Origin of the sequence: Mycobacterium senriense (assembly GCF_019668465.1) — a bacterium.
Lineage (GTDB): Bacteria > Actinomycetota > Actinomycetes > Mycobacteriales > Mycobacteriaceae > Mycobacterium > Mycobacterium senriense.
This window is the reverse complement of record NZ_AP024828.1, coordinates 828,295-840,997: the sequence shown is the minus strand read 5'-3', so window position 1 is coordinate 840,997 and position 12,703 is coordinate 828,295. Positions and strand designations below refer to the sequence as shown.

Annotated in this window: 11 protein-coding genes; 5 read left to right on the top strand and 6 right to left on the bottom strand. The window is 67.2% G+C overall.

The genetic code is table 11. The annotated features are described in order from the left end of the window. Nucleotides 1-4: 4 nt before the first annotated feature. Nucleotides 5-1,243, bottom strand: coding sequence for a cytochrome P450 (locus tag MTY59_RS04080; RefSeq protein ID WP_221044535.1), 1,239 nt, complete (start codon nucleotides 1,241-1,243; stop codon nucleotides 5-7). 187 nt (nucleotides 1,244-1,430) lie between these two features. Between MTY59_RS04080 and MTY59_RS04075 the strand changes: the two genes are divergently transcribed. Beyond that, nucleotides 1,431-4,604, top strand: coding sequence for an ATP-binding protein (locus tag MTY59_RS04075; RefSeq protein WP_221044534.1), 3,174 nt, complete (start codon nucleotides 1,431-1,433; stop codon nucleotides 4,602-4,604). A gap of 8 nt (nucleotides 4,605-4,612) precedes the next feature. On the opposite strand, the gene MTY59_RS04070 is transcribed toward MTY59_RS04075, so the two are convergent. The 3 genes from MTY59_RS04070 to MTY59_RS04060 all read right to left on the bottom strand — a co-directional run bounded on the left by MTY59_RS04070 (nucleotide 4,613) and on the right by MTY59_RS04060 (nucleotide 7,833). Further along, nucleotides 4,613-6,100: an FAD-dependent oxidoreductase gene (locus tag MTY59_RS04070; RefSeq protein WP_221044533.1), complete on the bottom strand. Its 1,488-nt coding sequence runs from the start codon at nucleotides 6,098-6,100 to the stop codon at nucleotides 4,613-4,615. A 485-nt stretch (nucleotides 6,101-6,585) separates the two neighbouring features. Further along, entirely contained in the window at nucleotides 6,586-6,792 is a 207-nt protein-coding gene (locus MTY59_RS04065; RefSeq protein ID WP_221044532.1) for a CsbD family protein, read from the bottom strand. A gap of 216 nt (nucleotides 6,793-7,008) precedes the next feature. After that, nucleotides 7,009-7,833, bottom strand: coding sequence for an SDR family oxidoreductase (locus tag MTY59_RS04060; protein ID WP_221044531.1), 825 nt, complete (start codon nucleotides 7,831-7,833; stop codon nucleotides 7,009-7,011). A gap of 57 nt (nucleotides 7,834-7,890) precedes the next feature. Here MTY59_RS04060 and MTY59_RS04055 point away from each other — a divergent pair, with 57 nt between their 5' ends. Beyond that, a complete protein-coding gene (locus MTY59_RS04055; RefSeq protein ID WP_221044530.1) occupies nucleotides 7,891-8,583 on the top strand; it encodes a demethylmenaquinone methyltransferase in 693 nt (230 codons plus the stop codon). 7 nt (nucleotides 8,584-8,590) lie between these two features. On the opposite strand, the gene MTY59_RS04050 is transcribed toward MTY59_RS04055, so the two are convergent. After that, nucleotides 8,591-9,001: a DUF732 domain-containing protein gene (locus MTY59_RS04050; RefSeq protein WP_221044529.1), complete on the bottom strand. Its 411-nt coding sequence runs from the start codon at nucleotides 8,999-9,001 to the stop codon at nucleotides 8,591-8,593. A 113-nt stretch (nucleotides 9,002-9,114) separates the two neighbouring features. After that, complete coding sequence (gene menJ, locus MTY59_RS04045; RefSeq protein WP_221044528.1) at nucleotides 9,115-10,353, bottom strand: menaquinone reductase MenJ; 1,239 nt, start codon at nucleotides 10,351-10,353, stop codon at nucleotides 9,115-9,117. 22 nt (nucleotides 10,354-10,375) lie between these two features. Here menJ and grcC1 point away from each other — a divergent pair, with 22 nt between their 5' ends. The 3 genes from grcC1 (at nucleotide 10,376) to MTY59_RS04030 (ending at nucleotide 12,699) form a co-directional block, all read left to right on the top strand. After that, nucleotides 10,376-11,383, top strand: coding sequence for a nonaprenyl/(2E,6E)-farnesyl/geranylgeranyl diphosphat synthase (gene grcC1, locus MTY59_RS04040; RefSeq protein ID WP_221044527.1), 1,008 nt, complete (start codon nucleotides 10,376-10,378; stop codon nucleotides 11,381-11,383). Between the two features lie 103 nt (nucleotides 11,384-11,486). Next, a complete protein-coding gene (htpX, locus tag MTY59_RS04035) occupies nucleotides 11,487-12,350 on the top strand; it encodes a zinc metalloprotease HtpX (protein WP_221044526.1) in 864 nt (287 codons plus the stop codon). An 88-nt stretch (nucleotides 12,351-12,438) separates the two neighbouring features. Continuing rightward, nucleotides 12,439-12,699, top strand: coding sequence for a helix-turn-helix domain-containing protein (locus MTY59_RS04030; protein WP_221044525.1), 261 nt, complete (start codon nucleotides 12,439-12,441; stop codon nucleotides 12,697-12,699). Nucleotides 12,700-12,703 lie beyond the last annotated feature (4 nt).

The following is a 12,703-nucleotide window of genomic DNA, read 5'->3' as shown; positions in this document are numbered from 1 at the left end:
CCGTTCACCTCGCGGGGTCGAATTCGATTGGTAGCGTTGTCGGTCCGCTCAATCCGGTGAGCGGCTTCCATGGGGCGGGGCCGGTCCGATGGGCGTTGGGCATGCGCCGCGTCATGATCGCCAGGGCTTCGGCGAGCTCGAGCCGGGCCAGGTTGGCGCCCAGGCAATAGTGCATGCCGGCGCCGAACGTCTGCATCGCCGGGGCTCCGACGCGGGTGATGTCGAGTCGGTCGGGGTCGTCATAGACGGCGGGATCGCGGTTGGCGGCGGCGGTGTTCGCGATAACCACTGTGCCCGCAGGGATTAGAACGCCGGCGATCTCGACGTCCTCGAGAGCGACGCGCAAGGTGCCGCCTGCGATCGGTGAATGCCGCATTGTCTCCTCAACCGCCCTGCTCGCCATGTCGGGATGCTCGGCAAGCAACTTCCACTGGTCGGGACGGTCGCACAGCGCGTGCACGGAGGCGGCCAGCTGGTTGCGGGTGGTGTCGGTGCCCGCCATCAGCAGGCCCGCGGCGAGCATGCGGAGTTCGTCGGCGCTCAGGTGATCGCCGGCGTCCTCGGCACGGATCAGGTCGGAGATCAGGTCGTCGGTCAGCCTGTGGCGTCGCTGCGCGACCATGTCGTCGATGTAGGCGTCGAGGTCATCCCACGCGGCCAAGATGGTTCGCTGGTGGGCGGCGACCTCCCAGCTGAAGGCCTTGAAGATGTCGTCTGTCCACTCCGAGAACAGCTTCCAGTCCTGCGCCGGGGCGCCGAGCAGCGCACAGATGATCGGAATCGGGTATTGACGGGCGATGTCGGCAACCACCTCGCAGCGCCCGGTTGCGGTGTGGTGATCCACCAGTTCGGTGATCACTTCGACGATCGTCGCGTGCAGCCGCGCGGTTGCTCGTGGTGTGAAGGCTTTGGACACCAGCCGGCGCAGCCGGTGGTGCTCGGCCCCGTCGAGACTGATCAGGTTCGTGGCGACACGCTCCCACAATGGCCCAGTGGTGATGCCTTGGGAGGCAAGGAACATGCCTTGGGGCACGCGGAATCGCGGATCGCGCAGCACCGTTCGAACCAGTTCATAGGTCAACAACTCCGGCCCGTGGGGGCCGATGGCGATCGACGCCTGCTTTCGCGCCCGGCGGATGATCCGGTGGGCCTCGTTGAGGCTCTGGCAATGCTCATAATCAACCGCCGGAAGGCCGGCATCAAAGACATTCGGGCAGATCGACGTGTCAAACGTGATGGTCATTTCGCACCCCGAAGCTGATCGGTGAAGTACCTTCGCCACCAAGTCTTATCGGCGCGGGCACGCAGCACATGCGTAGACGACTACCTGTCTTGCGACCCAAACCTGTTGGGTTGCGGGCGCAGACGGTACCGCCGCAACGGTCCAACCGCCTATCCTTACGTTCGGGATCCTGATCGCGGAGGGTCGGATGACGGCCATGACAGTGTGTCGGACGTGTGGCACTGAGCCGCTGGAGAACGCGCGGTTCTGCCACGGCTGCGGTGCCCCGGTTCGAGACCGCGCTGCCCAGGCCGAGTACAAGCAGGTCACGGTCCTTTTCGCCGATGTGGTTCATTCGATGGACATCGCCGCGGCCGTCGGGCCGGAGCGGCTGCGCGAGGTGATGACCAGCCTGGTAGACCGTGCGACCGCGGTGGTGCGCCGTTTCGGCGGCACGGTTGACAAGTTCACCGGCGACGGGATCATGGCCGTATTCGGGGCCCCCGTCGCGCTGGAGGACCACGCTATCCGTGCTTGCCTTGCGGCGCTGGGCATCCAGCAGGAGACTTCCCGCCTTGCCACCGAGGTCAAAGACCGCGACCGCGTCGAACTGGCCTTGCGGATTGGGCTCAATTCCGGTCAGGTCATCGCGGGAGAGGTCGGCTCAACATCGTTGCGCTACACCACGATTGGCGAGCAGGTGGGTATAGCGCAGCGGATGGAATCGGTCGCTCCGCCGGGTGGGGTGATGCTCAGCGTCTCCACCGCCCGACTGGTTGCCGGCGCGGCGGCATTGGGCGAACCGGAGATGGTCCACATCAAGGGCGTCGCCGAACCGGTGACCGCGTACCGCCTGCGCGGCATGAGGGACCGGCATCGCGCCACCGAGCGCGCTGAGTCGATCCTGGTCGGGCGCCGCTGGGAATTGTCCGCCGTAGCGGGCTTGCTGGAACGCGCGCTCGATGGAAATGGGGCTGTGGTTGAGGTGGTGGGCGAACCCGGCATCGGCAAGAGCCGTCTGCTGCGCGAGGTCGTCGCGCTGGCAGAGTTCCGGGGCGCGAAGGTGTTCAGCACGTTCTGTGAGTCGCACACCAGCCAGGTCCCGTTTCATGCCGTAGCGCGCCTGCTGCGGGCGGCCATCGGCGTCGAGGGTCTTGACGGGCAGGCGGCCCGGGCCCGGGTGCGGGACGCGATTCCGGACGCAGACCCCGAGGACGCGTTGCTGCTCGATGACCTGCTCGGCGTCGCCGACCCGCGCACCGCGATACCGGCGATTGATCCCGATGCGCGTCGGCGGCGGTTGGCCGCGCTGGTGAACGCCGCCAGATTGTCCCGGCAAAGCCCGACGGTCTATGTCGTCGAGGACGCGCACTGGATCGATGAGGTCAGCGAGTCGATGCTGGCCGATTTCCTCACCGAAATCCCTCAGACGCCCTCGCTGGTGCTGGTCACCTACCGACCCGAATATCGCGGCGCATTGACCCAAACGACCGGCGCCGACACCATAACCCTGGCGCCGCTGAATGATTCAGACACCGCAGCACTGGTCGCACATCTGCTCGGCGCCGACTCGTCGGTTGACGGCGTCGGCGAGAGAGTCGCCGAAAGGGCCGCCGGTAATCCGTTCTTCGCCGAGGAGTTGGTGCGCGAATTGGCTGAACGCGGAGTGCTGCGCGGGGAGCCTGGTGCCTATCGGTCGGCGGCGGAGGTTAGCGAGGTGAGCGTGCCTGCCACGTTGCAGGCGACCATTGCCGCGCGCATCGACCGCCTCGATCCGAAAGCCAAGCGCGCGCTGAGCGCGGCCGCGGTCATCGGCTCGCGGTTCGGCGTCGACCTGCTCACAGTGCTGGGCGTCGAGCCGGTGGTCGACGAACTGGTGGCGGCCCAGGTCATCGACCAGGTAAGCGCTGCCCGGCAACCGGAATATGTGTTCCACCATCCGCTCATCCATGCGGTGGCCTACGAAGCGCAGCTCAAATCGGATCGCTCCGAACTGCACCGTCGGGTGGCCGCCGCGATCGAGGCCCGCGAGCCGGAATCGGGTGACGAAAACGCGGCGTTGATCGCGGAACACCTGGAGGCCGCCGGTGAGCTGCACGCCGCTTACAGCTGGCACATGCGCGCCGCAACCTGGGCGACCAACCGCGACATCAGCGCAGCGCGACTGAGTTGGGAGCGAGCGGCGGACATCGCCGACGCCCTGCCCGCGGACCACCCCGACCGGGGGGCCCTGCGCATCGCTCCGCGCACCATGTTGTGCGGCACCGGTTGGCGAGTCCACGCCAGCGTCACCGGTGACCGCTTCGATGAATTGCGCGAGTTGTGCAGCGCGGCCGGGGATAAGGCGTCACTGGGTATCGCTACCGCTGGGCTGGTGGTTGGCTGCGCGCATCAGGATCGGGTGCGCGACGCGTCGCAGTTGGCAGCGGAAGCCTGGGCTCTCGCCGAATCGATCGGAGATGCGACCTTGACGGTGGGGCTGTCCTTCCCGGTGATCTTCGGCAAAATCGAGAGCGCCGAGTGGTCTGACGTGCTGCGATGGTCACAGACCGTCATCGACCTGGCCGACGGCGATCCGTCGAAAGGCAACTTCCTGGTCGGGTGCCCGTTAGCGCTCGCCTTCGCGTCGCGGGGCATGGCTCGCTATTTCCTGGGTCGGCCGGGATGGCGGGGAGACCTGCGGCAAGGCCTGGCCATGGCCCGCCGCGCTGACCCTGCCTCCTATGCCGGGGTTGTCGGTTATGCCTACTTGCTGGGGATACCATTCGGCGTGCTGAGGCCCGATGATCGTGCACTGCACGAGGTCGAGAATGCGCTCCGGATCGCCGAGCGCTCCAGTGACGACGTCGTGGTGGGCTTCATCCAGGCGACGTTGGGTGTTGCGCTGGTGCACCGCAACACAATTGCGGAGCGCGGTCGTGGGCGACGGCTGCTGGCCGAGGTCGGCGAAGTGTTCCTGAGCCGGGGACACAACCTGAGCGATCTGCCGATCGTCGAGGTCTACTCGGCACGGGAGACGGCGAGGGGCGGAGATCCCGATGCCGCCATACCGGTGATCCGCGCCGCCGCCGACCACCTGTTCCGTCAGGGTCATCTGCTGTTGTGGGGCGTTCCGGCGACGGCTGCTCTGGTGGAGACGCTGCTCGATCGCGGGGCCGACGGCGGCGCGGCCGAAGCCGAGGCCGCGATCGACCGGTTGGCGCTTGCGCCGGCCGATGAGGGTCTGGTGATGCGCGACATCTGGTCGTTGCGGCTGCGGGCGCTGCTGGCCCGGGCCCACGGCGACGACGCCTCCTGCCGAGGATACCGGGATGACTACCGTGAAATGGCGAAAGCGCTTGGCTACGAGGGACATATCGCGTGGGCCGAGGCGATGCCGTGACGCGGTGCTTACGTTTTGACGCCGGGAACGCGCTGCGTGCTAAGTGGACCGCATCGAATTTGGAATCGCTCCCGCACAGTGTCGAGAACATGTCTCTGGCGCTCGCATTCGCGGCGGTGCGTGAGCATGAACCGTGCCAAGCCCGGCACGCGGCGCGGTAGCGGGTACCACTTGTCGAAATCGAGGCCGTTTTCGGTGAACACGCGACCGGGGACGTTGTCGTAGATCAGGCTGAGGTTGTGCTGGACGAGCGCGAAGAGCACGTATGGAAATGCCAGCGGCGCCTTCTGCCTCAAACCCATCCAGTCGATTTCGTAGAGCGGGATTTCCCCGAGCTTGCCCAAGAACATCAAGTGGCCCAGGAAATACCCCATGAACGCGGGCAAGTGCAGGATGGCCGACCGCACATTGATGGAAACGACTGCGCCACTGGGCGAAATGTACGGCTCGTAGGGGTATTCGTCGGGGAATTTGACGTATCCCGTGCAGTTGACGACCCAGCTGCCCGGTTCGATCGTCTTCGTCGATCCGCTCCGAAACACCAACTCGGTCGTGCCATTCCGGTCGACTGCATCCTCGAAATAGTCCATGACGAGATCGTTCAGCCCGGCGGAGATCGTGCGGTTTTCGGCCTCGGACAGCACTCCCAACACGAAGTTGTCCGCCTGCGGGGTCAGGAACGTGCCATGGGTGGCGCGGTACCAATCTTGGACTTCCGATTCGTTCGTGCCGTCGTACCGGCGACTCAGCTGCGCAGCGAGGGCGCTCGGCGGTGTGCCCGTCCACCAGCGGCGGGCGCCGCTCGGCAACAGGCTGTCGCGGCAAGAGAAGAACGTCCCGCGGCCGGCGACGAGGTTGACCTCGCGTCCGGGGTAGGCCGTGATCAGTGCGTGTGCGGTGTCCATCGCGGTCTTCCCGCCGCCGATGACCCACACCGGCGCATCGCTTTCCCTGATGTCACCAGCCCGGACGTCGCAGTAGTCCGGCGACACCGAATGCACGCGCGTGCTGGAGATATCGAGCGGTTCGTTCGGCGTGATTCCCAGGCCATACGCTTTGATCAATCGCTTGGCCTCGACGACGAGGCTTCGGCCGTCGGCGGCGCTACAGGTGGCCCGCACGATTCCGTTCTCTTCTACTTCCGACTCCAAATGCCAGCCGAAGTACTCATCGACCTGGACTCGCTCCTTAATCACGTCGACGCAGTGTTCGAACTGGCCGAGTACCTCGCCTTTGGTCGCCAGGTAGCTGCGGTCCTTGCCGAGCGTCCAGGCGATGTTTCCCGCCGTGAACATCGGGTGTGGTTGGTGCAGGCGAACATAGGGGTAGACATCGACCCACATGCCGCCCGTGCGCGCCCGACGATCGACGAGGATCACCTTGTGATCGCGGGACAGGTATCGGCTGGCGGCGAACAGGGCGTTCAACCCGGCGATGCCGGCTCCGACGATGCAGACATCACAGGTTTCCACGGGCGGATGCTGGGGTGCGGACATCGGAGCGCCTTTCCTCGCAGAGTCCCAATTGTGCATCCACACCGCGCTGCCTGGGATGAGTAATCGACTACTCGATTGATGGCGATAACGCCCGCGGCGGTTTGTTTGCTGGGTCCTCTGGTTTCGAGCGGGCTTGACCGACAGAGTCTCGTATCGCCGTCTCGGCGACTATGTAGCGCGGACTGGCGATACGGCGGGCGCCATCGAATTGGCCCGCTCCGTCGTCGACGACTTGTTCAACGCCGGTGGCTCCGTCTGGACCGCGCTTGCCGGTCGATCTCGACGAGGCCGCGCGGTGGATCAGTTGACAGCTGTGCCAACCGATCCAGGCTGTGTAGTCAACGGATGAGGCCAGCTATCGCGATCATCGCGATCGCTACCGCGCCATGGCGACATCGCTGGGCTTCGAGGGCCACATGAAGTGGGCCGCCGCGCTGCCATGATGCATGACGGGATGAATTGACATCCCGCGAGGGGTTCGTCGGCTAGACCTGTCGGCGCCGGACCTGTCGGCGCCGGCGGGGCCGGAATGCGTCTTTGACCTTTTCACCGGCATCTCGCAAATGGGCCGCCCGCTGGTCCGCCCTGCCCTCCGCTTCCAAGGCCGGGTCGTTGGTGACGCGGCCGGTTGCCGCCTTGAGCTTGGCTGAGACCAACCGCACCTTGTTTCGGGCCTTATCCGCGGCGCTCATAGCGTGTCCTTCTATTCCGTTCCAAGTGGTACTACAGCGCTTACCCGTTTCGCTGCTGCGCCACGCGCCTCCCCTTCAGGCTTCGTGATCCGCGGTGTCTCGCTGAACGCTGCCTGACCCGCCGCGTCCGAAAGTCGGTCGCGCTTTGCTGGGTGGTGGGCTCCTTGTGCCCGAGCACAACTGAACGCGGCCTCGAACTAGACGACCGCGGGTCGATCAGCCCTGCGCCAGCTCCGCGACGGGCTGCCATTCCTCCCAGTTGCGCAGCCGGCTCTCGTAATCGGCCTTCGCGGTTTCCAGCGGGGAAGCGCCGAAAAAGACTCGCAGCGGCGGCTTTTCGGCGTCGATCACCTTCAGTAGCGCGGCCGCGGACGCCGACGGGTCACCCGGGCTGGCCCACCGGCGGCTGCGCTCGGCCTGGACGGCGGCGCGGACGTCGTCGTACTCCGGAATCGGATCGGCGTGCTTGGCGGAATCCCCGGCCCAGTCGGTGTCGAAGCCGCCCGGCTCGATCAACGTGACGTGCACGCCGAACGGCGCGACCTCCTGCGCCAGCGCCTGTGAGAAGCCCTCCAGCGCCCACTTGGACGCGTGATACATGCCGAGCCACGGGAAGGCGGCGATGCCCCCGATCGAGGACACCTGGATGATGTGGCCGCTGCCCTGCTCGCGCAGATAGGGCAGCGCGGCCTGCGTGATCCACAGCGCCCCAAAGACATTGGTCTCGATCTGGTCGCGTGCGTCCTGCTCGGAGAGTTCCTCGACGAACCCGAATTGCCCGTATCCGGCGTTGTTCACCACGATGTCGAGCCGGCCGAAGTGGTCGTGCGCCTGCTTGACCGCCGCGAAGTCGGCCACCCGGTCGGTGACGTCGAGCCGGATCGGCAGCAGCGCGTCGCCGTACTTCTGCGCCAGGTCGTCCAGCGATGCGGTGTCGCGCGCCGTGGCGGCGACCTTGTCGCCGCGCTCCAGGGCCGCGATCGTCCACGCCCGTCCGAAACCTCGCGATGTACCGCTGATAAACCAAACTTTTTCAGTCACGCCTTGCTACAACGCGGTCCGCGCCGCCTCATTCCCGCAACGGGTAGCGTCTCTGTGGTGAGTCGCGCGGAATTGGACAAGGATCCCCGGGATGTCGCGTCGATGTTCGACGGCGTCGCCCGCCGGTACGACCTGACCAACACCGTGCTGTCGATGGGCCAGGACCGGTACTGGCGCAAGGCCACCCGGTCGGCGCTGGCCATCGGGCCCGGTCACAAGGTGCTGGACCTCGCCGCGGGCACCGCGGTGTCCACCGTGGAGCTGGAAAGGTCCGGGGCGTGGTGTGTGGCCGCCGACTTCTCGGTCGGCATGCTGGCGGCGGGTGCGGCGCGCGACGTCCCGAAGGTCGCGGGCGATGCCACCAGGCTGCCGTTCTGCGACGACGTATTCGATGCCGTGACAATCAGTTTCGGGCTGCGCAACGTCGTCGACACCCAGGCCGGGCTGCGCGAGATGGCCCGCGTCACGCGCCCTGGCGGCCGGTTGGTGGTGTGCGAATTCTCCACGCCCAGCAACGCGATGTTCGCCACCGTCTATAAGGAGTACTTGATGCGGGCGCTGCCGCGGGTGGCGCGGGCGGTGTCCAGCAATCCCGAGGCGTACGTGTACCTCGCGGAATCGATCAGGGCGTGGCCCGATCAGGCGGCGCTGGCGCAGCAGATAACCCAGGCCGGCTGGTCCGGGGTGCGCTGGCGCAACCTGAGCGGCGGCATCGTCGCCCTACACGCGGGGCACAAGCCCCTGCGCTGAGACGGTTCTAGTGGTTGCCCGCGGCTTGCACGAAGCCGACCTGGTCGGGGCAGTAGTGATCGACCGCGGCGCCGAGGAACTGGAACGCCTGGCCCTGAGTGGTGCCGCGCGGCAGGTTGCGCTGGATGAAAGTGGCCGACTTGTACGCGTCGCCGTCCACACCCTTGCCAATGCGGTCGCAGGTGATCTTGCCCAGCCACGCCAACTGGTCCTGCGGCTGGTAGATGCCGAAGCCGTTGACGGTGTTCTTGAACGGCGCGTCGTAGTCGCTCGGGGGCGACGGCGTCCGCGGGGTGGGGTACGGCGCCGTCGGCGGCGGATCCGCCTGCGCCGGCACGGAGAGCTGCGCCGGCATGGCCAGCGCGGCCAGAGCGATTGCAGCGGCGGCTCCGATAGTAGCCAGGCTCGTTCCCTTCATTAGCTGGACTATACACGCCTCGCTGGGGGTGCGCGGACGAAAGCCCATCGCCGATCGACGGGCCCGCCGGGAGACGCGCGGCTCGCCGACCTGCGGCGATGGCGGGTACTCGGTCAGCTGAACGGCGTGCGGCGGTCGAGCAGCCGGGACAGCCGGCCCCCGCCGCGCCAGGCGCGCGCCACCCAGTCCGCGTCGTCGTCGGTGACCAGGTTGGCCATCACCCGCACGGCGATGGTCATCAGCGTCGTCGAGCGCATCGCGACCGGTCCGGTCGACGGCAGAAACCGCTGGAACGTCAGCAGCAGCGCCAGCCGGCGCGCCACCGAGAAGCCGCGTCCGTAATGCTGCTGCAGCAGCGACGGCCACACCTGCGACAGATCGGAGCGGTCCAGCAGGGCCGCCGCCAGCCGCCCGGTCTCGAGCCCGTAGTCGATGCCTTCGCCGTTGAGTGGGTTCACACAGGCCGCGGCGTCGCCGATCAGCATCCAGTTGGCGCCGGCCACCCCCGACACCGCGCCGCCCATCGGCAGCAGCGCCGAGGCCACCGCCCGCGGGTGGCCCGTGAAGCCCCACTCGTCGCGCCGCAGATCGGTGTAGTAGTCGATCAACGGCCGCAGCGCCAGGTCGGCGGGCCGTTTCGACGTCGACAACGCGCCGACGCCGATGTTCACCTCGCCGTTGCCGAGCGGGAAGATCCAGCCGTAGCCGGGCAGCACTTTGTCCTTGGAGCCGTCGGGTCCGCGCAGTTCCAGGTGCGACGTCAGCCAGGGGTCGTCGGCGCGCGGGGTGGTCAGATACCCGCGCGCGGCGACGCCGTACACCGTTTCCTGGTGCCAGCGCCGGCCCAGCTTGCGGCCCAGCGACGAACGCGCGCCATCGGCCACGATCAAGTGGCCGCACCCGACCTCGGTGCCGTCGGCCAACGTCACCGACGTCACCCGGCCCGATGAATCATGTTGCACTGCAACGGTCTTCGTCCCGAGCAGCATCCGCGCCCCGGAATCCTCGGCGACCTTGCGGATCCGGTCGTCCAGCTCGAAGCGGGCCACCGCGCTGCCCGTCGACGGGAACGACGGGCCGGGCCAATCGACCTCCAGCTCGCCGCCGAAGCCGCTCATCCGCAGTCCCCGATGCCGGATGCGGGTGTCCAGCCAATCGCGCAGCCCCAGCCGTTCCAGCTCGGCGACCGCGCGCGGGGTCAACCCGTCGCCGCAAGCCTTGTCGCGGGGAAAGCTCGCCGAATCGATGACCAGTACGTCATTGCCCGCGCGAGCGGCCCAGGCCGCCGCCGCCGAACCGGCGGGCCCTGCGCCCACGACCACCACTTGGGCTCGGGTCGCTGCCGTCTTCATGCACACCAGTATGTTTGGTCCCGTGAGTACTCCGGCGACGGTGGTGGCAGGCGTTGACTTCGGTGACCCCGCCTTCGCGGCGACCGTGCGAGACGGCGTCGGCCGCATCGAGCAGCTCATGGAAGCGGAATTCCGCAGCGCCGACGACATCATGACCGAGTCGCTGACGCACCTGTTCAAGGCTGGCGGCAAACGGTTCCGGCCGCTGTTCACGGTGCTGTCGGCGCAGATCGGGCCCAACCCGGACAGCGTGGACGTGACCATCGCCGGCGCCGTCATCGAGCTGGTGCACCTGGCCACGCTGTACCACGACGACGTGATGGACGAGGCCGAGGTTCGTCGCGGCACCCCCACCGCCAACGTGCGCTGGGGCAACAACGTCGCGATCCTGGCCGGCGACTACCTGTTCGCCACGGCCTCCCGGTTGGTCTCCCGGCTGGGGCCCGAGGCGGTGCGGCTGATCGCCGAGACCTTCGCCCAGCTGGTGACCGGGCAGATGCGCGAGACGCGCGGGTTCGTCGAGGGATCCGACCCCATCGAGCACTACCTGAAAGTGGTGTACGAGAAGACCGCGTGCCTGATCGCCGCCGCGGGCCGGTTCGGTGCCATGTTCTCGGGTGCCGACGCCGATCAGGTGGAGCGGCTGAGCCGCCTCGGCGGCATCGTGGGCACTGCGTTCCAGATCTCCGACGACATCATCGACATCGACAGCGACTCCCACGAGTCCGGCAAGCTGCCCGGCACCGACGTGCGCGAAGGCGTCCACACCTTGCCTATGGTCTACGCGCTGCGCGAACCCGGTCCCGAGGCGGCGCGGCTGCGTGAGCTGCTGGTCGGGCCCATCGACGACGACGAGGCGGTGGCTGAGGCGCTGGGTCTGTTGCGGGCCTCACCGGGCATGGCCAAGGCCAAGCACTCGCTTCGGGAGTACGCCGAGCAGGCCCGCCACGAGCTGGCCGCGTTGCCGGATGTCCCCGGCCGGCACGCGTTGCAGACGCTGGTCGACTACACCATCAGCCGCCACGGCTAGCCCCGCTTCCGGCGGCCTGCGGAACCAGGAAGGCCCTCTCGGGCGTTCATGAGCTGTAATCGGCAATAACGCGCGCTTCCGAGTGTTCGCAGGGAGGACACCGATGACCTGGCATCCGCATCACAACACGTTCAAGACGTTCGCGTTGTTGGTTGGCATGTCCGCGTTGATCGTGTTCGTCGGCTCGCTGTTCGGCAGGACCGCGATGTTCCTCGCGGTGCTGTTCGCCATCGGCATGAACATCTACACCTACTACAACAGCGACAAGCTGGCGCTGCGGGCGATGCACGCGCAGCCGGTCTCGGAGGTGCAGGCGCCGGCGATGTACCGGATCGTGCGTGAGCTGGCCACCGCCGCGCACCAGCCGATGCCCCGGCTGTACATCAGCGACACCAACGCGCCCAACGCGTTCGCGACCGGGCGCAACCCCCGCAACGCGGCGGTCTGCTGCACCACCGGCATTCTGGACATCCTCACCGAGCGCGAGCTGCGCGCCGTGCTGGGCCACGAGCTTTCGCACGTCTACAACCGCGACATCCTGATCTCGTGCATCGCCGGCGCGCTGGCCTCGGTGATCACCGCGCTGGCCAACATGGCTATGTTCGCCGGCATGTTCGGGGGTAACAACCGCGATGGCGAGAATCCCTTTGCGCTGCTGCTGGTTTCGTTACTCGGTCCGATCGCCGCGACCGTGGTGCGGTTGGCCGTGTCGCGGTCACGCGAATACCAGGCCGACGAATCGGGCGCGGTGCTGACCGGTGACCCGCTGGCGCTGGCGTCGGCCTTGCGCAAGATTTCCGGTGGGGTCCAGGCGGCGCCGCTGCCGCCGGAGCCCCAGCTGGCCAGCCAGGCGCACCTGATGATCGCCAACCCCTTCCGGGCGGGCGAGCGGATCGGGTCGCTGTTCTCGACGCATCCGCCGATCGAGGACCGTATCCGTCGGCTGGAGGAAATGGCGCGGGGCTGAGGGCAACGGCAACGGTAAACACTGGGTGCACACGGCCTGAACCGCAAGTAAACTCGGACTGAGAAAGTAGTCTTTGGACCGGCCATTTATGAAAGCTGTGATTGCGATGGCGAACTCTGACTCAATCGATATTCACGAGGCCGGGCTGGCCCTGGATCTGCCCGATTTGGTCTTCGAGACACGCGCCGGTGCGGGCATGAACCAGGCCCAACTGGCCGAGGCGCTTGGTACCTCGCACGCGACCGTCGCCGCGTGGGAGGACGGGACCGAGGTGCCCCGCGTCGACGAGCTGCAACGGCTGGCGCAGGTATGCGGCAAGCGGTTGCATATCCGTATCGACGTCGACTGACCTG

What these genes read in the sequence shown, in the direction of transcription:
- MTY59_RS04030 (WP_221044525.1), top strand. Translation starts at nt 12,439, where the DNA reads ATGAAAGCTGTGATTGCGATGGCGAACTCTGACTCAATCGATATTCAC.
- MTY59_RS04075 (WP_221044534.1), top strand. Translation starts at nt 1,431, where the DNA reads ATGACGGCCATGACAGTGTGTCGGACGTGTGGCACTGAGCCGCTGGAG.
- MTY59_RS04065 (WP_221044532.1), bottom strand. Translation starts at nt 6,792, where the DNA reads ATGAGCGCCGCGGATAAGGCCCGAAACAAGGTGCGGTTGGTCTCAGCC.
- MTY59_RS04070 (WP_221044533.1), bottom strand. Translation starts at nt 6,100, where the DNA reads ATGTCCGCACCCCAGCATCCGCCCGTGGAAACCTGTGATGTCTGCATC.
- MTY59_RS04080 (WP_221044535.1), bottom strand. Translation starts at nt 1,243, where the DNA reads ATGACCATCACGTTTGACACGTCGATCTGCCCGAATGTCTTTGATGCC.
- htpX (WP_221044526.1), top strand. Translation starts at nt 11,487, where the DNA reads ATGACCTGGCATCCGCATCACAACACGTTCAAGACGTTCGCGTTGTTG.
- MTY59_RS04050 (WP_221044529.1), bottom strand. Translation starts at nt 9,001, where the DNA reads ATGAAGGGAACGAGCCTGGCTACTATCGGAGCCGCCGCTGCAATCGCT.
- menJ (WP_221044528.1), bottom strand. Translation starts at nt 10,353, where the DNA reads ATGAAGACGGCAGCGACCCGAGCCCAAGTGGTGGTCGTGGGCGCAGGG.